We start from the raw sequence: 21,412 nt of genomic DNA on the forward strand, positions 1-21,412 counted from the left end.
ATGCGTATCCCACTTTCCTGGCTGCGTGAATTCGCAGCGGTACCGGCCGGAGCGACGGCCGAAAATGTGATGGCCGAACTGGTCAAGATCGGCTTTGAAGAGGAAGCCGTCCACCGGCCCACAGACGCGCTCCAGGGCCCCATCGTGGTGGGCCAGGTGCTGAGCCTGGTTAAGGAACCGCAGTCCAACGGCAAGACCATCAATTGGTGCCAGGTCCGGGTGGTCCCCGAAGGACAGCAGCAGACCCTGACTGGTGACGGCATCGATCCTTCCGGCGTGCAGGGCATCATCTGCGGTGCGCACAACTTCGTGGAAGGCGACAAGGTGGTGGTCACCCTGCCCGGGGCCGTGCTGCCCGGCGACTTCCGGATCTCCGCCCGCCAGACCTACGGCCATCTGTCCGCCGGCATGATCGCCTCCGTGCGTGAACTTGGCATCGGCGAGGACCACGACGGCATCCTGGTGCTCTCGAGGATCGGGCTGGATCCGGAAATCGGGACCGACGCGATGGAACTGCTGGGCCTCTACGACCAGGCCGCCGAAATCAACGTCACGCCGGACCGAGGCTATGCGTTCTCGATCCGCGGGGTGGCCCGCGAGTACGCGCACGCCACCGGCACCCCCTTCACCGACCCCGCATCCAGGGTCCGGGCCCCCGCGGAGCTGTCCGGCGGCTACGGTGTGAAGCTCAACGACGACTCGCCCATCTACGGTAAGCCCGGCTGTGACCGGTTCGTGGCCCGCACCGTCCGCGGCGTCGACGCGACTAAACCCACGCCGCCGTGGATGACCTCCCGGCTGCGGCTCGCCGGTATCCGGTCCATCTCGCTGCCGGTGGACATCTCCAACTACGTCATGCTGGAACTGGGCCAGCCCACCCACTGCTATGACCTGGATACGCTGTCCGGCGACATCGTGGTCCGCCGCGCGGTGGCCGGCGAAAAGATCACCACCCTGGACGACAAGGTGCGCACCCTCGACGCCGAAGACCTCCTCATCACCGACGGCTCCGGCGCGATCGGCGTAGCCGGCGTGATGGGCGGCGCGGCCACCGAGGTGTCCGATTCCACCACGAACGTCCTGGTCGAGTCCGCGCACTTCGATGAAGTGTCCATTGCCCGCTCCCGCCGCCGCCACAAGCTCCCGTCCGAGGCCTCCAAGCGCTTCGAACGCGGCGTTGACTGGCACGTCGCCCCGGTGGCCGCCCAGCGGGTGGTTGACCTCCTCGTTGAGCTCGCCGGCGGCACCGCCGCGGCCGAGGGGACCGACGTCGGCACCGCGCCGGACGCCGTCGCCGTCGAACTCCCCGCAGCCTTTGCTGCGGAACGCATCGGCATCGACTTCACCGAGGACCAGATCCTCACCGCGCTCCGGGACCTGGGCGCCGTCGTCGAAAAGACCGACGGCGGCTACGCCGTGACGGCCCCGAGCTGGCGCAGCGACCTGGTAACCAAGGAAGACCTCTCCGAGGAAATCGCCCGGCTGGTCGGCTACGACAAGATCCCCGCGACCCTGCCGGTGGCGCCCCCGGGACGCGGACTGACCCGCGCGCAGCAGCAGCGCCGCCGGCTGATCCAATCGCTGGCCGACGCCGGCCTCACCGAGGTGATGGCGTACCCGTTCGTCTCCAAGGCCGCCAACGACACCTTCGGGGTCCCCTCGGCCGGATCGGAGCGGAAGGCGCTTAAACTGGCCAACCCGATCAGCGAAGAGCACGGCTACCTGCGGACCTCCGTCCTGCCGGGCCTGATCGAAGTCGCCAAACGCAACCACTCCCGCGGCTTCCGCGACCTTGCGCTCTTCGAAACCGGGCTGGTGTTCCTGCCCGGGGCTGCGCTGGGCACCGCCACGATTCCGCCGCTGGGCGCCAAGCCGTCCGAGGAGGTGCTGGATGCCCTGTACGACGGTGTCCCCGAGCAGCCGCTGTACCTCGCCGCCGTGCTGACCGGCCACGATTCCCCGGCGTCGCCGGCACACACTCCGCGCCTCTGGGACTGGGCTGATGCGCTGGACATGGCACGGCTCGCCGGCGACGTCCTCGGCGTCGAGCTGGTGGTCAGCCAGGGCCAGCACCAGGCCTTCCACCCGGGCCGCGCTGCGCAGCTGGCGTTGCGCAGCGGTGAGGTGGTGGGTTATGCCGGCGAACTGCACCCGAAGCTGCTCGCGGCGCACGACATGCCGGCACGCTCGGTGGCACTGGAACTCAATGCCGCCGCCCTGTTCGATGCCGCCGCCGACGTGATCGTCGCCCGGCACATCTCCAGCTACCCCGTCGCCACCCAGGACGTGGCCCTCGTGGTTGCCGCCGACATTGCGGCGGATGAGGTGTTGGCTGCCCTGCGCGATGGCGCGGGGGAGCTGCTTGAGGAGGTGTCCCTGTTCGATGTCTACGCGGGCAAGGGCATCGAGGACGGCAAGAAGTCGCTCGCGTTCAATCTGCGCTTCCGCGCCGACGACCGTACCCTGACCGCGGATGAAGCCTCGGCCGCCCGTGACAGTGCGGTCGCCGCGGCCCACGAGCGTTTCGGCGCCGTGCAGCGCTAGTATCTCCAGCGGGAATCCCGGCGGGAAAATCGGAGGAAAACCGGAAGGGCGGGACCATGGCATCGCAGCTGATCGTGCGGGCCGTCCCGCCCTTTGACGCACCCGGCGCCGCCGGGGTGCTGGAGTCCGCCGCCCGCGAACGGCTGGACGACGTCGAGCTCGCGCGTGCCTGGGGCATGGAACCTGTGCCGCGGGCGGCGTTCCTGGCCGGCCGGCTGGCCCAGCGGCGTTTCGCCGCGGAACTGCTGGAGGTACCGCCGTCGGACCTCGCCACCGCCTACGACTGCCCGCGGTGCGGCCCCGGGCTCTCGCACGGCCGGCCCGGCTACACGCTCGCCGGCGCGCCGGCGCCATTGCTGCTGAGCCTCTCCCGCAGCGCGGGCTGGGTCCTCTTGGCGGCCGTGCGGGACCCTGCGCCCGGGCAGCGCCTCGGTGTCGACGTGCAGGACCCGGCGGGCACGGATTTCGACGGCTTCGACGAGGTAGCGCTGGGTCCGGCGGAACGACGGAGCCTTCGTGGCCTCGCTGCGAGGGAGCTGATGACCGGACGGGCCAGGCTCTGGGCCCGCAAGGAGGCCTGGCTGAAGCTGTGCGGCACCGGGCTGCGAGTCTCGCCGGACATGGTTCAGGTGCTGGACCACCCCGGCATCCGGGACCTGCCGTCCGCCGAGTCCGGACTGCCCGCGCACTTGGCTGCCGCCGCCGCCCTGTCCGGTCTCCCGGAGAGGGACTCACGGCTGTAAGGATTAACGGCCGTCAGGACTACCGGCCAGGGGTCAGCCGGCCGGCAGAGCCGGCAGCGCCTCTTCATATAGCCAGGGGTGCAACACAGCCTCGGCGTCCATCCCGGTAGCCCGGTCCGCGGCCAGAATGAATTCCTCCGTGCTGACCGAGCCGTGCCGGTGGCTGCCGGTCCAGTCGCGCAGGAGGGCGAAGAAGGCCAGGTCGCCGCACCGGAGGCGCACCGCGTGCAGCGCGAGGGCGCCGCGCTTGTAGACGCGGTCATCAAACATTAATTCGGGCCCCGGGTCGCCGACCAGCAGGTCCTGGTCCTCCCGGTTGAGCATCCGCCAGGCTGCCTTGGCCCGATCGGACACGGACATCACCCCGGCCTCCTCCGACCAGATCCACTCCGCATAGCAGGCGAAGCCCTCGTGCAGCCAGATGTCCTTCCATGAGGCTGCCGTCAGCGAATTCCCGAACCACTGGTGGGACAGTTCGTGGGCGATCAGCCGTTGCGATTCCCAGCCGGTCGACAGGTGGTTGCAGCCGAAAATGGACAGGGACTGGGCTTCCAACGGGATTTCCAGGGCGTCCTCAGTTACCACCACGGTGTAGCCGGGGAAGGGGTACGGGCCGAAGCAGCTGGTGAAGGTGCGCATCATCTGTGGCTGGCGGGCGAGCCCGGTGCGGGCCTCGGCGGCCAGCTCGACCGGCACCGCTGCGGTCTGGGCGACGTCGCCGGCGGCCCGGCCCGGGTTGAGCTGCAGCAGCTCGTACCGGCCGATCTGGACCGTGGCGAGGTAGCTGGCCATCGGCTCGGATTGCTCGTAGACCCAGGTTTCGCGGCTGGACCGGGCCTGGTGCGAGACCAGTACCCCGTTGCAGACGGGCCGGTAGCTGGCGTCGGTGGTGATGGAGATGCGGTAGCTGGCTTTGTCCCGCGGGTGGTCATTGCAGGGGAACCAGGACGCCGCGCCGTTGGGTTGTCCGGCGACCAGGACGCCGTCGCTTAGTTCCTCCCAGCCAACCTCACCCCACAGCCCCCGGCGTGGTGCCGGATTGCCGTCGTAGCGGATCTCCAGGGTGAACTCGTCGCCCGGCAGCAACGCCGTGTCGGGTACCACGATCAACTGCTCGGCCCGCTGGGTAAACTTGCGCACTTTTCGGCCCGGCATCAGCACCTTGGTAGCCCGCAGCCCGGTCAGGTCAAGGACAATGGCGGAGGTCTGCCGCCGGGTGGCCGCTTGCAGCGTCGCCCGGCCGCTCAGGTGGTTGCTGTTGATCCGGTAATCGAGGTCCAGTTCGTAGCGTGTGACGCGGTAGACGTCGGTGCCGTGGCCGGGCATGTACGGATCCGGCGCGGCCGCGGGCATTTCAGCGGGTAGTTCCGCGGCGGCGGCTGATGCGGTTTGACTCATGGGACGGCCTTCGGTGGTTGGGTTGGCGTGGGTGTGCCTTCCAGATCGAGCAGGGACACGGGCTACTTCGGCTTGGGCGCAGGAACGTCCGGCCCGCCCCATGGCCTGACCGGATTTCCCATCCAGTAGGTCGCGGCCGGCACCGTTTCACCCCTCATGACGAGGGACGCCGGCCCCACCGTTCCGCCGTTGCCGATCCGGGCCCGCGGCAGGATAACTCCGTGGGGGCCCATCGTGGCCCCGTCTTCGAGCGTAACAGTGTCGATGCTCATGACCCGGTCGTGGAAGAGATGGGTCTGGACCACACAACCGCGGTTGACCGTCGCGCTGCGGCCCAGGGTGACGAGGTCCGCCTCCGGCAACCAGTAGCTTTCGCACCACGTGCCGGCACCGATTTTAGCTCCGAGGGCGCGCAGCCACCACACAAGCGCCGGGGTGCCGGACGCCGCGCGTGCGAACCACGGCGCACTGACCATCTCGATGAAGGTGTCCACCACCTCGTTCCGCCAAATGAAGGAGCTCCACAGCGGGTGCTCGCCGGGCCGGATGCGTCCCACCAGGAGCCACTTTGCGACGACGGCGCTGCCGGCGGCGGCGGCACCGGCCAGCAGGACAACGACGCCGCCCAGGAGCGCCGCCACGGCGTAGTTGAAGGTGCCGGCGAGCCAGTCCAGGGCCACCAGGACGCCCGCGGCGACGGCGACAGTGAGCACCACCGGGACGAAGCGGCAGAGTTCCCACAGGGTGCGGGCCAGCTTGAGCCGCGGCGGTGGCTGGAAGGTGCGGGTGTCATCGGAGGCGACGGCGGTGCGCCGCAGCCGGACCGGCGGGCTGCCCAGCCAGGAGGTGCCGGATTTGGCCTTGGCCGGGGTGGCGGAGAGCACCGCCACGAGGGAATTCTTGGGCACGTTGCGGCCCGCAGCGGTCATACCGGAGTTGCCCAGGAAGGAGCGTTTGCCCACCTTGGCGGGAGCGATCTTCATCCAGCCGCCACCGAGTTCGTAGGACGCGATCAAGGTGTCATCGGCCAGGAAGGCGCCCTCGCCCACGGTGGTCATTTTCGGGATCAGCAGCACGGTGGAGGCCTCCACGTTCCGGCCGATCCGGGCACCGAGCAGGCGCAGCCAGACGGGGGTGAAACGGCTCGCGTAGACCGGAAAGAGCAGGTCGCGGGCCAGGTCGAGGACCCGTTCCGTGGCCCAGACCTGCCAGCCGATCCGGCTCCGCACCCGGTAGTAGCCGGCGCGCAGTCCGACGCCGAGCAGGCGCGTCACAGCGAGGACCAGCGCCAGGTTGGCGGCGAACCACACGAGCGCGGCCAGCGGGAGCGAGGCGGCAAGCTGCGGCAGGGCCGCGAGCAGTGATTCGCGGCCCTGGATGAAGCGGAACACCACCAGCCCGGCCGCCGCGGCGGACAGGTAGGGGATCAGGGCCAGGACGGCGGAGGCCGAGGCGAAGCCTGCAAACCACAGCCGGCCGATCAGATGGTGCTCCGGCGGAGTGTCCGGCCAGCCCTGTTTGGCCTTGCCGCGGCGTTGGGCCGGGGACCCGGCCACCAGGTGGCCGGACTTGACCCGGCCGAGGACGGCGGAGCCCGGCTCCACCTGGGCTCCGGCGCCGATGCTGGCCCCGGGCATGAGCGTGCTGCGAGCACCGACGACGGCGTCGGCGCCGATGTGGATGGCCCCGATTTGCACTGAGTCACCGTCAATCCACCAGCCGGAGAGATCGACCTCAGGCTCGATGTTGCAGCCGCTGCCCAGGGACAGCATTCCTGTCACGGGCGGCAGTGAGTGCAGCTGGACGTTCGTGCCGATCTTGGCGCCCAGCGCCCTAGCGTAGTACGGCACCCACGGGGCGCTGGCGAGGCTGATGGCGCCGGCGAGGTCCTGGATTTGTTCGGCCAGCCACAGGCGCAGGTGCACGCGGCCGGATCGGGGGTAGCTTCCGGGTCTAACGCCGCGCAGCAGCAGGCGGGCCGCGGCCACCGAGATCGCCATCCGCCCGGCCGGGCTGACGAACACCAGCCACGCCGCTGCCACCCACCACCAGGACAGCGTGGGGGCTGCCGTGAATCCGGCGACGGACGCCAGCAGGTTGTTCGCCACCATCAGGTAGGTGAGCCAGCGCATCCCCACGAGGATATGCAGGGGAATGCCCAGCAGCGTCTGCGCCCACTGGGCGCGGCGGGACGTGGGACGCACCGAACGTTCTCCGGCCGGAGGGGCGCCGCCTTCCGGGAGTGACTGGCGGGCTGTGTCGATCAGGGCGCCGATCCGGGGCGTGGCATAGATGTCGGCGACCGTGATGGTGGGGTAGCGGACGCGCAGGGCGGAGACGAGCTGCGCCGCGGCCAACGAGCCGCCGCCGAAGGCGAAGAAGTCGGCGTCGAGGTCCGCTACGGTCCCGCCCAGCACCGCACCCCATTGCTCGACGATCCAGGCGGCGTCCTCTGGCAGGTTCAACGGCGCCGCCGCGGCATCGGCTGCGCCCGCACCGGCCAGCGGCCACGGCAGCGCGTGCCGGTCGACCTTGCCGCTGGTCTTTGTCGGCAGGGCGTCCACGACGGTGAGCATCGGAATCAGCGGGGCGGGCAGGCTGGAGCCGAGCAGCTGCCGTGCGGCCGCCAGGTCCAGCTCCCGTCCCTCGACCGGCGAGAGGTAGCCGACCAGCACCTGGTTCCCGGCCGCCGTCGTCCGCACCGCCGCCGCAGCGCCGGCGACGTCGGGCAGCGACTGGAGCGCGGCGTCGACTTCGCCGAGCTCGATCCGGCGGCCGCCCAGCTTGACCTGTTCGTCCGCGCGGCCGATGAAGAGCAGGCCTTCCCGTTCGTAGCGCACCAGGTCGCCGGAACGGTAGGCACGGGACCAGCCCAGGGTCGGCAGGGCAGCGTACTTCTCGGCGTCTTTGGCCGGGTCGAGGTACCGGGCAAGTCCGACACCGCCGATGATCAGTTCCCCGATTGCGCCTTCCCCCACCGGTACGCCGTCGGGGCCGACGACGGCGAGGTCCCAGCCGTCCAGCGGCCGGCCGATCCGGACCGGCCCCGGACCGCCGAGCTGCGCGGCACACGCGACGACTGTGGCCTCGGTGGGGCCGTAGGTGTTCCACACTTCGCGTCCGTCCACAGCCAGCCGGTCGGCGAGTTCAGGCGGGCAGGCCTCACCCCCGAAGATCAACAGACGGACGCTTTCCAGGGCTTCGACGGGCCACAGTGCCGCGAGCGTGGGCACCGTGGACACGACAGTGATGCCGTGGTTGATGAGCCAGGGGCCCAGGTCCATGCCGGTCCGGACCAGGGCGCGTGGCGCCGGAACCAGGCAGGCACCGTGCCGCCAGGCGAGCCACATTTCCTCGCAGGACGCATCGAAGGCCACCGAGAGCCCGGCCAGCACCCGGTCGTGGGGTCCGATCGGCTCGGCTTGGAGGAAGATCCGAGCCTCGGCGTCGACGAAGGCGGCGGCCGAGCTGTGCCGCACCGCGACGCCCTTGGGTGTGCCGGAGGAGCCGGAGGTGAAGATGACCCAGGCGTCGTCGCCGGGGACCGGCTGCCTGGCAGCCGGGAAGGGCCGGGGATGGTTGGCATCCGTGACGATCGTGCCGCCGGCGCGCAGGATGCCGGAAACCCTGGCCTCGCTGAACACCAGTTTGGCGCGCTTGTCGGGGTCGTCGGCGTCCACCGGGACGTAGGCGGCTCCGATCAGCAGCACCGCCAGGATCGAGACGTAGAGCTCGTTGGTACCCGACGGGATCCGGATGCCGATCTTGTCACCCGCGCCGAGTCCGGCCAAATGCAGCCTCTTGGCGGCGGCGCGCACCTGGCCCATCAGCTGGGCGTAGCTCAGCGACCGGCGGCCGTCGTCGAGCGCGGAGGCGTCCGGGAAGCGTGCGGCGGTGTCCTGCAGGACATCGATCAGGGTCCGCTCCGGCGGGGCCGCGAAGGCACCCGGGAATTGCGGTTGATACACGGTGCCCGCCGGGGCCACGGGGCCGGCCGGGGCTACGGCGCCGCCCGGGGCCACGGGGCGGCCCGGGGTTCCGGGGCCGGCCGGCGGTTGTTGCTCGATCACAAGGTGATTCTCCTCGGAGCAGTTGAACGGGAGATTTCGGCGGCGTATTTGGGCGCGATCAGGGAACCAGGATGACCTTGCCGGTGGTGCGCCGCTGCTCCAGGTCCGTGTGGGCCGAAGTGGCGTCCGCGAGGTCGTAGCGGGCACCGATCCGGACCTTGAGGCTGCCGTCCGCGACGGCGGCGAACAGCTCGCCGGAGCGCCAGCGGCGCTCCGCCGCGTCGCGGAGGAAATGGTTGATGGTGGGCCTGGTCAGGTAGAGCGAGCCGCCGGCGTTGAGCCGCTGCGGGTCGAACGGCGGAACCGGGCCGGACGCGGCGCCGAACAGCACCAGGGTGCCGCGGATCCGCAGGGCCGCCAGGGATTCGTCGAAGGTGTCTTTCCCGACGCCGTCGTACACCGCGTGCGCACCGGCCCCGTCGGTCAGCTCGCGTACCTTGGCGGCGAAGCCGTCGTAGCGCAGCACATGGTCCGCGCCGGCTCCGCGGGCCAGCGCCTCCTTGTCATCGGTGGAGACGGTGGTGATGACGTGCGCGCCCCTGGCCTTGAGCAGCTGGATCAGGAGCAGGCCGACGCCGCCCGCGCCGGCGTGCAAGAGCACGGTGTGGTCAGCTTCCACCTTGAAGGAGGAATTGATCAGGTAGTGCGCGGTGATGCCCTGCAGGGGGAGCGCGGCCGCGGTGAAGTCGTCGACGCCGCCGGGCACCGGCAGCGCCTTGTCCGCGTCCACAAGGGCGTACCCGGCATAGCACCGGACTCCCTCGGCGGTGGCCACCCGGTCCCCGGCCGAGAACCCGGTCACCCCATCGCCAAGCTCCTCGACGGTTCCGGAGGCCTCGGAGCCCGGGGTGAAGGGGTATGCCACCTTATAGACACCGCTGCGCTTGTAGGTGTCAATGAAGTTCACGCCTACGGCGGCGACCTTGATCAGCAATTGCCCCGGGCCCGGGACCGGCCGGTCTACTTCCGCGAGTTCGAGGACCTCTGGGCCGCCGGACTTCCGGGCGACGATTGCGTGTGTCATGGTTCTCCCTTGCTGAGATGTCTCCGCTCCGGGGCGGAACATTCCCTGGCCCGGAGCCTTAGACCATCCTAGGGACACCCGCGAGCCTGGCGCAGCGGCTTGCCGGTGTAAGGGCTAGAAACGGCGGGTCACGGTGGCCATGGGGCATTCGAAGTGGCGGCCCGCGGCGAGGCCGACGTCGTTGAGGTAGCGCACGATGATGCCGTAGGACTGCAGCAGTGTGGTCTCGGTGTACGGGACCTGGTGCTTGGCGCAGTATTCGCGCACGATCGTGGCAGCCTTGTCCAGCTGCGGGCGCGCCATGTCCGGAAAGAGGTGGTGCTCGGCCTGGCGGTTCAGGCCTCCCAGCAGGATGTCCATGAAGCGGCCGCCGGAGATGTTGCGCGAGGTCAGGACCTGGCGGCTGAAGAAGTCCACCCGGCTGTCCGCGGGCAGCACCGGCATGCCCTTGTGGTTCGGCGCGAAGGAGGCGCCCATGTAGAAGCCGAAGACGGCCAGCTGCACGCCGACGAAGGCGAACGCGATGCCCAGCGGCAGGAAGGTGAAGGCGAGGACCGGCAGCACGCTCAGCCGGGCCACGAGAATGGGGATTTCCACCCAGCGGTGCGTGACCTTGGCCCGGCGGAAGATGAACCGGACCGAATCAATCTGCAGGCCCAGTCCCACCAGGAACAGCAGCGGGAAGAAGAACCAGCCCTGTTTGCGCGTCAGGAAGGAGAACCGCCCCTGCCGGGTGGCGGCGGCCTCGGGATAGAACGCGATCGCACCGGTGGCGATGTCCGGGTCCTTGGAGATGACGTTCGGGTGGTTGTGGTGCGCGCCGTGCTTCTGTTCCCACCACGAGTAGCTGATGCCGGCCACGGAGGTGGCCAGGAGCCGCGCGGCCCAGTCATTGGCGCGCCGGGAGGCGAAGATCTGGCGGTGCCCGGCCTCGTGGGCCAGGAAGCTCAACTGCGTGCAGAGGATGCCCAGGGCGGCCGCGATCAGCAGCTGGAACCAGCTGTTGCCGATCAGCGCGAAGCCGAACCAGGTGGCGGTCATCAGGAGGAGCAGGGCGGAAAACACGGTGACGTAGAAGCCGACCCTGCGTTCGAGCAGGCCCGCGGCCTTGACTGTCTTCAGGAGTTCCGAGTAGCTCAGGACGACGGCGTTAGGCTGCCGGACCCGCGGCTGCGGGCGCGCCGACTTTGCGGCGGAGAGCGTGGTGGTCGGGGTCATGAGAGGCATGCCTCGTAACTTGTTACGGGCAACGCTGCAGCTGCCATTTGCAGCCGCACGGTCTGGATCGCCCTCAGCCCAGCATACGCTGGCGTGTCCTCCGGGACCCCTCCGGGACCCCTCCGGACTGCCTCGGAACGCCACGGGGCCGGACGCGACCCAGTGCATGCATAAATATCGGGTTCTATGCATAGTCTTGCTGTATACTCGTGGCTATGACTATTTCTGTTGCCGTCTCCGGCGCCAGCGGCTACGCCGGCGGCGAGGTGCTCCGGCTCCTGGCCGCCCATCCCGACGTCACCATCGGCGCCATCACCGCGCACAGCAACGCCGGTTCCAGACTAGGGGAACTGCAGCCGCATCTCCATGGCCTGGCGGACCGGATCCTCGAGGACACCACGGTGGAGAACCTCGCCGGGCACGACGTCGTATTCCTCGCGCTGCCGCACGGGGCCTCCGCAGGGATCGCCGCGCAACTGCCCGCCGGGACCGTGGTGGTCGACGCCGGCGCCGACCACCGGCTTGAGGACCCGGCGGCGTGGGAGAAGTTCTACGGCTCACCGCATGCCGGCACCTGGCCCTACGGCCTGCCGGAGCTGCCAGGCCAGCGCGAGGCCCTCCGGGGCGCCACCCGGATCGCCGTCCCCGGCTGCTACCCGACGTCGGCCCTGCTGGCCCTGACCCCGGGGTTCAGCAACCACCTGCTCCAGGCCGACGACGTCGTGATCGTCGCCGCCTCCGGCACCTCCGGGGCAGGGAAGGCCGCGAAGGTGAACCTTATCGGCGCTGAGGTGATGGGCTCGATGAGCCCCTACGGCGTCGGCGGCGGACACCGGCACACCCCGGAGATCGAACAGGGGCTCTCCAACGCGCTCGGGGCTCCGGTCACCGTCTCCTTCACTCCCACGCTGGCCCCGATGAGCCGCGGCATCCTCACCACGGCCACCGCGAAGGTCCGAACCGGTGTCACCGCAGAGGAACTCCGCAGGGCCTGGGCGGAGGCCTACGACGAGGAGCCGTTCGTCCACCTGCTGCCGGAAGGCCAGTGGCCCGCCACCAAATCAGTGCAGGGCTCCAACCACGCCGTGATGCAACTGGCGCTCGACGCGCACACCGGCCGCGTGATCGTGACGTGCGCCATCGACAACCTCACCAAGGGGACCGCCGGCGGCGCCGTGCAGTCCATGAACATTGCCCTCGGCCTGGCGGAGAACGCCGGCCTCGAACTGCAGGGAGTCGCACCGTGAGCATCACCGCACCTAAGGGATTCCGTGCCGCAGGCGTCACGGCCGGCCTCAAGACCTCCGGAAACCCGGACCTGGCCCTCGTCGTCAACGACGGCCCGGCCAAGGCAGCCGCCGCGGTCTTCACCTCCAACCGGGTAGCCGCCGCGCCGGTGCACTGGTCCCGCGAAGTCGTCAAGGACGGCCGGGTCGACGCCGTCCTCCTCAACTCCGGCGGCGCCAACGCCTGCACCGGCCCGCTGGGCTTCCAGAACACCCACACCACCGCGGAAAAGACCGCCGAGGCGCTCGGTGTCTCCGCGACGGACATCGTCGTCTGCTCCACCGGCCTGATCGGCGAACAGCTGCCGATGGACAAGCTTGTCCCGGCGATCGGCGTCGCGGCCGCCGCGTTGAGCACCGACGGCGGCCCGGCCGCGGCCACCGCAATCATGACCACAGACTCGGTCTCCAAGCAGGCAGTCTTCACAGGCACCGACGCCGAAGGCACCGAATTCACCATCGGCGGCATGGCCAAGGGCGCCGGGATGCTCGCCCCCGGCCTGGCTACCATGCTCGTGGTCCTCACCACGGACGCGGAGGTCCAGCCCGAACTGCTCGACGTCGTGCTCCGGGACGCCACCCGCGTCACGTTCGACCGGGCGGACTCGGACGGCTGCATGTCCACCAACGACACCGTGGTGCTGCTCGCTTCCGGCGCCTCGGGCTCCGTGCCGTCCGCCGTCGAGTTCGGCAAGGGCCTGACCCAGGTCTGCGCGGAACTGGCCCGCAAACTGATCGGCGATGCCGAGGGTGCCAGCCACGACATCGCCATCCGCACCTTCAACGCGGCGAGCGAGAAAGACGCCGAGCTGGTCAGCCGTGCCGTGGCCCGCTCCAACCTCTTCAAGGCGGCCATTTTCGGCAAGGACCCGAACTGGGGCCGCGTGCTGTCCGCCGTCGGCACCACCGATGCGGCCTTCGAACCGGACCAGCTCAACGTCTCGATGAACGGCGTGCGAATCTGCCGCAACGGCAGCATCGGCGAGGACCGCAGCCTGGTGGACCTGGAGCCGCGCGAAGTTCTCGTCGAGATCGACCTGCAGGCCGGCGCCGCCGAGGCGACGATCTGGACCAACGACCTCACCCACGATTACGTCCACGAAAACAGCGCCTACGCCAGCTAACACTGTTAGAAGGTAAGCCGGGTAAGGACGACCAGAAGGACGAACGCCCATGAACACCCAAACCCGCGAGACCACCTCCATGTCCGACGCGCAGAGCAAGGCCGGCACGCTGATCGAGGCACTGCCCTGGATCCAGCGCTTCGCCGGCACCACCATGGTGATCAAGTACGGCGGCAACGCCATGGTCAACGAGGAACTCCGCCGCGCCTTCGCCGAAGACGTCGTCTTCCTGCACCACGTCGGCATCCACCCCGTGGTGGTGCACGGCGGCGGCCCGCAGATCAACGCCATGCTCGGCCGGCTCGGCATCGAATCCGAGTTCAAGGGCGGCCTGCGCGTCACCACCCCGGAGGCCATGGACGTGGTCCGGATGGTCCTCACCGGCCAGGTTGGCCGCGAACTGGTCGGCCTGATCAACTCACACGGCCCCTACGCCGTCGGGATGTCCGGCGAAGACGGCGGACTGCTGCGCGCGGTCCGCACCGGCACTGTGGTGGACGGCGAAGAGGTGGACCTGGGCCTGGTCGGCGAAGTCGTCGGGGTGAATCCGGACGGCATCCTGGACATCGTGGCGGCCGGCCGGATCCCGGTCATCTCGACCGTCGCCCCCGAGATCTTCGATGATGGAAGCCTCGACGGCGCCCGCGACGGGTCAGCACATCGGGTGCAGACCACCGGGCAGGTGCTCAACGTCAACGCCGACACCGCCGCCGCCGCCCTGGCCGAAGCCCTCGGCGCCTCCAAACTCGTCATCCTGACTGACGTTGAAGGCCTCTACGCCAACTGGCCGGACCGCTCCTCGCTGATCTCCTCGCTCACCGCCTCGGAGCTGCGCGACCTGCTGCCGGGCCTGGAATCGGGCATGATCCCCAAGATGGAAGCGTGCCTCAAGGCCGTCGACGGCGGCGTGGAACGTGCGCACATCGTGGACGGCAGGCTGCCGCACTCGATGCTGCTGGAAACCTTCACCACCGCCGGCATCGGCACCCAGGTGGTCCCGGACGAGGAAAACAAATGAGCCAGATTGAAGCGTCACCCGAACTCACCGAAATCGTCGAACCGCACGGCCACGCCACCGGTGCGCAGTGGCTGTCCCGCTACTCCGCGTCGCTGCTCGGCGTCTTCGGTACCCCGCAGCGCGTGCTGGTCCGCGGTGCCGGCTGCCTCGTCTGGGACGCCGACGGCAAGGAATACCTGGACCTGCTCGGCGGGATCGCGGTGAACGCACTGGGCCACGCGCACCCTTTCGTCACCTCGGTTATCTCCAGCCAGCTGGCCACCCTGGGCCACGTCTCCAACTTCTTCACCAGCCCCACCCAGATCGGCCTGGCCGAGAAACTGCTGGAGATCAGCAAGGCCCCGGCCGGGTCCAAGGTGTTCTTCGCCAACTCCGGGACCGAAGCCGTGGAAGCAGCCTTCAAGCTGGCCCGCCGGAACGCTGGAACGGCCGCCAAGCCGCGGACCAAGATCATCGCACTCGACGGAGCCTTCCACGGCCGCACCATGGGTGCCCTGGCACTGACCTCGAAGGAAGCCTACCGGGCGCCGTTCGCGCCCCTGCCCGGCGGCGTCGTGCACGTCCCCTTCGGCGACATCGAGGCGCTCCGCGCCGCGACTGACGACACCACCGCGGCCGTTTTCCTCGAACCGATCCAGGGCGAGGCGGGCGTCCGCCCGCTGCCCGCCGGCTACCTGCAGGCGGCCCGCGAAGCCACCAGCGCCGCCGGCGCCCTGCTGATCCTGGACGAAGTGCAGACGGGCATCGGCCGGACCGGTAAGTGGCTGGCCAGCGAAGACGCCGGAATCGTTCCCGACGCCGTGACCCTCGCCAAGGGCCTGGGCGGCGGTTTCCCGATCGGCGCCCTCATCACCTTCGGGCCCGGGGTGTCCTCGCTGCTGACCGCCGGCCAGCACGGGACCACCTTCGGCGGCAACCCGGTGGCCACCGCGGCGGCCCTGGCCACGCTGCACGTGCTGGAAAACCAGCACGTGCTCGGCCACGTCCGGGAAACCGGGGAGCATCTTCGCGCCGGCCTCGCAGCAATCGACGGTGTGACCGAGGTCCGCGGCGAAGGCCTGCTGATCGGCTTCGACCTCGACGCCGACGTGGCACCCGCTGTCGTGACCGCCGGGCTCGACGCCGGGTTCATCATCAACAGCCCTACCCCGCGCACCATCCGGCTCGCGCCCCCGCTGATCCTGACCACAGACCAGGCCGACCGCTTCCTCGCCGCCCTGCCGGCGCTCCTCCAGACCGCAAAGGACGCCCAGTGACCGCCCCCGTGACAGCAACTGAATCTTCGACAGGCCCCGTCCGCCACTTCCTCAAGGACACGGACCTCAGCCCGGCCGAGCAAGCCGAGGTGCTGGAACTCGCCGTCCGGCTGAAAGCCGCCCCGTACAGCGTCCAGCCCTACGCCGCCGAGGCAAGCGGCCGCCGGACCGTCGCCGTGATCTTCGACAAGACCTCCACCCGCACCAGGGTCTCGTTCGCCACCGGCATCGCGGATATGGGCGGCAGCGCGCTCATTATCAACCCGGGTGAGGCGCAGATCGGCCACAAGGAATCGGTCGAGGACACCGCCAAGGTGCTTGAACGCATGGTCTCCACCATCGTGTGGCGGACCGGCGCGCACGCCGGCCTGGTCGCCATGGCGGAAAACTCAGGCGTGCCGGTGATCAACGCGCTGTGCGACGACTACCACCCCTGCCAGCTCCTGGCCGACCTGCTGACCATCAAGGAGCACAAGGGCGCACTGGCCGGCCTCACCCTGAGCTACCTCGGCGACGCAGCCAACAACATGGCCAACTCCTACCTGCTGGCCGGCGTCACCGCGGGCATGCACGTCCGCATTGCCGGGCCGGAAGGGTATCTGCCGGCCCCGGCGATTATCGCCGCCGCCGAAGACCGCGCCGCGGAGACCGGCGGCTCGGTGCTCGTGACGATCGACGCCGCCGAGGCGCTCCTCGGCGCCGACGTCGTGGCCACCGACACGTGGGTCTCGATGGGCCAGGAGACGGAAAAGGAAGCGCGGATGAAGCTGTTCCGCGGCTACTCCGTGGACGCCGGCGCCATGAAGCTCGCGGCACCGGACGCCGTCGTGCTCCACTGCCTGCCCGCCTACCGTGGCTACGAGATCGCCGCGGACGTCATTGACGGCCCGCAGTCGGTGGTCTGGGACGAGGCCGAAAACCGGCTCCACGCCCAGAAAGCGCTGATGGCCTGGCTCATGCACCGTTCCGGCCTGGCGGTCGTGGCCGGGCTATCGCCGGTCGACGGGCTGCACTAATGTCCGTCCAGCCCGCAGCCCAAGGCGTCAGCCCGGCCACCAAGACGGCCCGGCAGGCGCGGATCACCGCGATCCTGACCGGTGAGTCCGTCCGGTCGCAGGCCGAACTGGCTGCCCTGCTCGCGGACGACGGCGTGCAGGTCACCCAGGCCACCCTGTCCCGCGACCTCGTGGAACTCGGCGCCGTCCGGGTCCGCGGCAAGGACGGCGTGCTGGTCTACGCTGTGCCGGGGGAGGGCGGCGAACGCGGGGCCAAGAGCGGCGTAACCCAGGAAATCCTCGACGCCCGGCTCGCGCGGCTCTGCGGGGAACTGCTGGTCACGGCCGAGGCGTCCGCGAACCTCACGGTGCTCCGCACCCCGCCGGGCGCCGCGAACTTCCTGGCCCTCGCGATCGACCACTCGGTGATGCCCTCGATCCTGGGCACCATTGCGGGGGATGACACCGTGCTGCTGGTCACCCGGGACCCGTCGGGCGGCGCCGCCGTCGCCGCCCGCTTTCTGCAACTGGCCGAAGAGGCAGGACAATGACCCTTACTAATGACCCTTACCAAACGACTTGCACCACAGACCCCAAGAACCCAACAACTAAGGAGCATTTGAAGTGACTGAGCGTATTGTGCTGGCCTACTCCGGTGGCCTGGATACTTCCGTAGCCATCGGCTGGATCGGTGAAGCGACCGGCGCCGAGGTCATCGCCGTGGCAGTCGACGTCGGACAGGGCGGCGAGTCGCTGGAAACCATCCGCCAGCGTGCCCTGGGCTGCGGCGCCGTCGAGGCCTACGTGGCCGACGCATCCGACGAGTTCGCCAACGAGTACTGCGTGCCCACGCTGAAGGCCAACGCCCTCTACCAGGGCCACTACCCGCTGGTCTCCGCCATCTCACGCCCGGTGATCGTCAAGCACCTGGTCAAGGCCGCCCGCGAATTCGGCGCCACCACAGTCGCCCACGGCTGCACCGGCAAGGGCAATGACCAGGTCCGCTTCGAGGTCGGCATCCAGACCCTCGGCCCGGACCTGAAGTGCATCGCACCTGTCCGTGACCTCGCCCTGACCCGCGACAAAGCCATCGCCTTCGCCGAGGACAAGGGACTGCCGATCGAGACCACCAAGAAGAACCCGTACTCGATTGACCAGAACGTCTGGGGCCGCGCCGTCGAGACCGGCTACCTTGAGGACATCTGGAACGCCCCCACCAAGGACATCTACGACTACACCGCCGCCCCGGAGTTCCCGCCGGCCCCGGACGAGGTCACCATCTCCTTCGAAGCCGGCGTGCCGGTCGCGATCGACGGCGTCAAGGTCACCCCGCTGCAGGCCATCAAGGAACTCAACCGCCGCGCCGGCGCCCAGGGCGTCGGCCGGATCGACGTCGTCGAGGACCGCCTGGTCGGCATCAAGTCCCGCGAGATCTACGAGGCCCCCGGCGCGATGGCGCTGATCACCGCGCACAAGCACCTCGAGGACATCACCATTGAGCGCGAGCAGGCCCGCTTCAAGGCGACCGTCGGCCAGCGCTGGGCCGAACTGGTCTACGACGGCCAGTGGTTCTCCCCGCTCAAGCGCTCCCTGGACGCCTTCATCGAAGACACCCAGCGCTACGTCACCGGCGACATCCGCATGGTCCTGCACGGCGGCCAGGCGATCGTCAACGGCCGCCGCTCCGGTACCTCGCTCTACGACTTCGATCTCGCCACCTACGACACCGGCGATACCTTCGACCAGTCGATGGCGCGCGGCTTCATCGAGCTGTGGGGCATGTCAGCCAAGGTTGCCTCCGGCCGCGACATCCGCGTCGCCGGTAAGTGATGGAGAAGCTGGGCCCGCGAGCGCAGGGCTCCCCGGCCGAGCGAAGCGAGGTCGGGGGGCGCTCGGGGACCAACACGGGTGCGCTGTGGGGCGGCCGGTTCGCCGGCGGCCCCGCGGATGCCCTCGCGGCGTTGAGCAAGTCCACGCATTTTGACTGGCGGCTGGCGCGTTACGACATCGCCGGGTCCCAGGCCCACGCCCGCGTACTGCACAAGGCCGGGCTGCTGGACGACGCCGAACTGGCGGGCATGCTCGACGCCCTGGGCCGGCTGGACGCGGACGTCGCCTCCGGCGCGTACCTGCCGGCCGAGTCCGACGAGGACGTGCACGGTTCGCTCGAACGCGGCCTGATCGAACGCGCCGGCGCCCAGCTGGGCGGCAAGCTCCGCGCCGGCCGGTCCCGTAACGACCAGGTGGCCACCCTGGGCCGGATGTTCCTGCGCGACCACGCCCGGATCATCGCCCGCGGCGTGCTGGCCACCATCGACGCGCTGATCGGCCAGGCCAAGGAGCACCGCGGGGTGGCCATGCCCGGCCGCACGCACCTCCAGCACGCCCAGCCGGTGCTGCTCAGCCACCACCTGCTGGCCCACGCCTGGGCGCTGCTGCGCGATGTGCAGCGGTTCCAGGACTGGGACAAGCGCGCAGGGGTCTCGCCCTACGGCTCGGGTGCCCTTGCCGGCTCCTCGCTTGGCCTGGACCCGGAGGCCGTCGCGGCGGACCTTGGTTTCTATTCGGCGACGCACAACTCGATCGACGGCACCGCCTCCCGCGACGTCTTCGCCGAGTTCGCCTGGGTTTCTGCCATGATCGGCGTCAACCTGTCCCGGGTGTCGGAGGAAGTCATCCTGTGGGCCACCAAGGAGTTCTCCTTCGTGACCCTGCACGATTCTTATTCCACCGGCTCCTCGATCATGCCGCAGAAGAAGAACCCGGACGTGGCGGAACTGGCCCGCGGCAAGGCCGGCCGGCTGATCGGAAACCTGACCGGACTCCTGGCCACCCTGAAGGGACTGCCGCTCGCGTACAACCGCGACCTGCAGGAGGACAAGGAACCGGTCTTCGACGCCGCCGACACGCTGGAGGTCCTGCTCCCGGCCGTCTCCGGCATGATCGCGACGCTGACGTTCAACACCCAACGGATGGAGTCGCTCGCGCCGCAGGGCTTCGCGCTGGCCACGGACATCGCCGAATGGCTGGTCCGGCAGGGCGTTCCGTTCCGCGAGGCGCATGAGCTCTCCGGCGCCGCGGTGAAGCAGGCCGAAAGCCGCGGCGTCGAGCTCTGGGACCTGACGGATGATGAATACGCCGCCATCTCGGAGCACCTAACACCGGAAGTCCGCACCGTCCTGTCCACCAAGGGCTCGCTGAACAGCCGGAACTCGCAGGGCGGCACCGCACCGGCCGCCGTCGAGCGCCAGCTGCTGGTGCTCGAGGCGGAACTCGAGGGTGTGCGCGCGTACGCCGGCTAACGTCCAGCCAACACCGAGAGATGACACTTCGCGGCAATGTTTTTCACAAACACTGCCGTGAAGTGTCATCTCTCGGCGTTTAAGCTGGGTGGATGAGCGAATCCTTCCGCATTCTCCTGGGCAGCCTGCCCGATTTCCCCGACGAACTGCCGGACTTCGACCCTGAGCTGGCCCCCGCCGATCCCGTGGAGCTGTTCCGGCAGTGGTTCGCCGAGGCCCTCGCGGCCGGGGTGCCGCAGCCGAACGCGTGCAGCGTGGCCACGGCTGACGAAATCGGGCGGCCGTCCTCGCGGATGCTGATCCTCAAGGACATCGACGACGACGGCTGGCACTTCGCGACGTCGCGGAACTCGCGCAAGGGGCGGGAACTTGGCGCCAACCCGCACGCGGCGCTGAATTTCTTCTGGCAGCAGCAGGGCCGGCAGGTCCGCGTGGCCGGGGATGTCGTGGCGCTCTCGGCGGAGGCATCCGCAGCCGACTGGGACGCCCGGCCGGGCGCCGACGGCAGCCAGAACCCCGGCTGGCAGCTCTACGCCGTGCGGCCCAGGGAGCTCGAATTCTGGCAAGCACGGCAAGACCGCCGGCACATCCGGCACCGCTACGGCCCGCGCTGAACAGCCCAGCCCGGTAGTCCAGGCACGTCAGGCGGCTCGTATTAGGATGGGCGGCATGACCTCAATCACTTCCGAAAACCTGCTGGTCGAGCTCCGCCGTGCCGCCGGCGTCGTGGGCGGCATCGCCGCGAAACTCACCGACCAGGACGTCGCGGCCGCCTCGGAGCTTCCCGGCTGGACCCGCGGCCACGTCCTGGCCCACCTGGTTGGAATCGGCAACGCGATGGCCCGCCAGTTCGAGTACGCCAGCCGCGGTGAGACCATCGAGCTCTACGACGGCGGCGTTGAGGGGCGCAACCGGGCCATCGAACTCTCGGCCGGCCACGGCATCGAGCAGCACCGGGACGCCCTGGCCGCCGCCGTGGACCGGGCGCTCACGGCCTTCGGTTCCCTGGATACGGCAGGCTGGCGGAAACCGATCAGCTACCGCGGCGGCGTCGTGTTCGACGGCGGCCTGGCGCTCTGGCGCGAACTCACCATCCACGCGACGGACCTCGGGACCGGCCGCGGCCCGGAAACCTGGAGCCGGCCGTTCTGCGAGTACCTCGTCGATTTCCTGTCCGCGCGGGTGCCGGAGGGGGAGCGGTTCGTGCTCCAGCCGCTCGGCCTTCCGTCGCTCGCGATCGGCGCTGCGGGCGGACACTCGACGGCGATCAATGGCATGCTGACCGACATCGCCGCGTGGCTGGCCGGGCGCACCCCCACCCTGGGGAGCCTGCGCGCGACAGCCGCGGCCGACGGCGTCGAACTGCCTGCGCTGCTGCCGTGGCCCGCGGGCGTCCCGGTGGCAAATTAGGCCGGACAAATTAGGCCGGACAAA

At 69.6% G+C, this 21,412-nt stretch carries 16 protein-coding genes; 12 read left to right on the top strand and 4 right to left on the bottom strand.

Annotation, left to right across the window (positions count from 1 at the left end; all coding sequences use genetic code 11):
• Together pheT and ABIB14_RS04645 are read left to right on the top strand one after the other, a co-directional pair.
• Positions 1 to 2,544, top strand: a complete 2,544-nt coding sequence (pheT, locus tag ABIB14_RS04640) for a phenylalanine--tRNA ligase subunit beta (RefSeq protein WP_354234377.1) — start codon at positions 1 to 3, stop codon at positions 2,542 to 2,544.
• A 56-nt stretch (positions 2,545 to 2,600) separates the two neighbouring features.
• Positions 2,601 to 3,287 (top strand): 4'-phosphopantetheinyl transferase family protein, encoded by a 687-nt coding sequence (locus ABIB14_RS04645; protein ID WP_354234378.1) that lies wholly within the window; start codon positions 2,601 to 2,603, stop codon positions 3,285 to 3,287.
• A gap of 33 nt (positions 3,288 to 3,320) precedes the next feature.
• Here the strand turns inward: ABIB14_RS04645 and ABIB14_RS04650 are convergent, their stop codons facing one another.
• The 4 genes from ABIB14_RS04650 to ABIB14_RS04665 form a co-directional block, all read right to left on the bottom strand.
• Positions 3,321 to 4,685 carry a M1 family metallopeptidase gene (locus tag ABIB14_RS04650; protein ID WP_354234380.1) on the bottom strand — a complete coding sequence of 455 codons (1,365 nt, stop codon included), beginning with the start codon at positions 4,683 to 4,685 and terminating at the stop codon, positions 3,321 to 3,323.
• A 62-nt stretch (positions 4,686 to 4,747) separates the two neighbouring features.
• Positions 4,748 to 8,671 carry a Pls/PosA family non-ribosomal peptide synthetase gene (locus ABIB14_RS04655; RefSeq protein WP_354234444.1) on the bottom strand — a complete coding sequence of 1,308 codons (3,924 nt, stop codon included), beginning with the start codon at positions 8,669 to 8,671 and terminating at the stop codon, positions 4,748 to 4,750.
• 142 nt (positions 8,672 to 8,813) lie between these two features.
• The gene (locus tag ABIB14_RS04660) at positions 8,814 to 9,779 is read right to left on the bottom strand and encodes a quinone oxidoreductase family protein (RefSeq protein WP_354234381.1); all 966 of its coding nucleotides are present in this window, start codon (positions 9,777 to 9,779) and stop codon (positions 8,814 to 8,816) included.
• A 114-nt stretch (positions 9,780 to 9,893) separates the two neighbouring features.
• Complete coding sequence (locus ABIB14_RS04665; RefSeq protein ID WP_354234382.1) at positions 9,894 to 10,997, bottom strand: fatty acid desaturase family protein; 1,104 nt, start codon at positions 10,995 to 10,997, stop codon at positions 9,894 to 9,896.
• A 215-nt stretch (positions 10,998 to 11,212) separates the two neighbouring features.
• On the opposite strand from ABIB14_RS04665, the gene argC reads away from it, so the two are divergent.
• The 10 genes from argC (at position 11,213) to ABIB14_RS04715 (ending at position 21,388) form a co-directional block, all read left to right on the top strand.
• Complete coding sequence (gene argC, locus ABIB14_RS04670; protein WP_354234384.1) at positions 11,213 to 12,244, top strand: N-acetyl-gamma-glutamyl-phosphate reductase; 1,032 nt, start codon at positions 11,213 to 11,215, stop codon at positions 12,242 to 12,244.
• The gene (gene argJ / locus ABIB14_RS04675; protein WP_354234386.1) at positions 12,241 to 13,407 is read left to right on the top strand and encodes a bifunctional glutamate N-acetyltransferase/amino-acid acetyltransferase ArgJ; all 1,167 of its coding nucleotides are present in this window, start codon (positions 12,241 to 12,243) and stop codon (positions 13,405 to 13,407) included. Before argC ends, argJ begins: the two co-directional genes overlap by 4 nt.
• A gap of 49 nt (positions 13,408 to 13,456) precedes the next feature.
• Complete coding sequence (gene argB / locus ABIB14_RS04680) at positions 13,457 to 14,425, top strand: acetylglutamate kinase (RefSeq protein ID WP_354234388.1); 969 nt, start codon at positions 13,457 to 13,459, stop codon at positions 14,423 to 14,425.
• Positions 14,422 to 15,681, top strand: coding sequence for an acetylornithine transaminase (locus ABIB14_RS04685; protein WP_354234390.1), 1,260 nt, complete (start codon positions 14,422 to 14,424; stop codon positions 15,679 to 15,681). The genes argB and ABIB14_RS04685 overlap by 4 nt, the downstream gene beginning before the upstream one ends.
• On the top strand, positions 15,678 to 16,697 hold the full coding sequence (gene argF, locus ABIB14_RS04690) for an ornithine carbamoyltransferase (protein ID WP_354234392.1): 1,020 nt from the start codon (positions 15,678 to 15,680) through the stop codon (positions 16,695 to 16,697). The genes ABIB14_RS04685 and argF overlap by 4 nt, the downstream gene beginning before the upstream one ends.
• Positions 16,697 to 17,227, top strand: coding sequence for an arginine repressor (locus tag ABIB14_RS04695; protein ID WP_354234394.1), 531 nt, complete (start codon positions 16,697 to 16,699; stop codon positions 17,225 to 17,227). Before argF ends, ABIB14_RS04695 begins: the two co-directional genes overlap by 1 nt.
• 73 nt (positions 17,228 to 17,300) lie before the next feature.
• Positions 17,301 to 18,506 carry an argininosuccinate synthase gene (locus ABIB14_RS04700; RefSeq protein ID WP_354234396.1) on the top strand — a complete coding sequence of 402 codons (1,206 nt, stop codon included), beginning with the start codon at positions 17,301 to 17,303 and terminating at the stop codon, positions 18,504 to 18,506.
• On the top strand, positions 18,506 to 19,978 hold the full coding sequence (gene argH / locus ABIB14_RS04705) for an argininosuccinate lyase (protein ID WP_354234446.1): 1,473 nt from the start codon (positions 18,506 to 18,508) through the stop codon (positions 19,976 to 19,978). Before ABIB14_RS04700 ends, argH begins: the two co-directional genes overlap by 1 nt.
• A 92-nt stretch (positions 19,979 to 20,070) precedes the next feature.
• Positions 20,071 to 20,592: a pyridoxine/pyridoxamine 5'-phosphate oxidase gene (locus ABIB14_RS04710; RefSeq protein WP_354234398.1), complete on the top strand. Its 522-nt coding sequence runs from the start codon at positions 20,071 to 20,073 to the stop codon at positions 20,590 to 20,592.
• Between the two features lie 55 nt (positions 20,593 to 20,647).
• Positions 20,648 to 21,388 carry a maleylpyruvate isomerase family mycothiol-dependent enzyme gene (locus ABIB14_RS04715; protein ID WP_354234400.1) on the top strand — a complete coding sequence of 247 codons (741 nt, stop codon included), beginning with the start codon at positions 20,648 to 20,650 and terminating at the stop codon, positions 21,386 to 21,388.
• Positions 21,389 to 21,412 lie beyond the last annotated feature (24 nt).

The organism is Arthrobacter sp. UYEF3, assembly GCF_040546245.1.
In the GTDB taxonomy this organism is placed as follows: Bacteria; Actinomycetota; Actinomycetes; order Actinomycetales; family Micrococcaceae; genus Arthrobacter.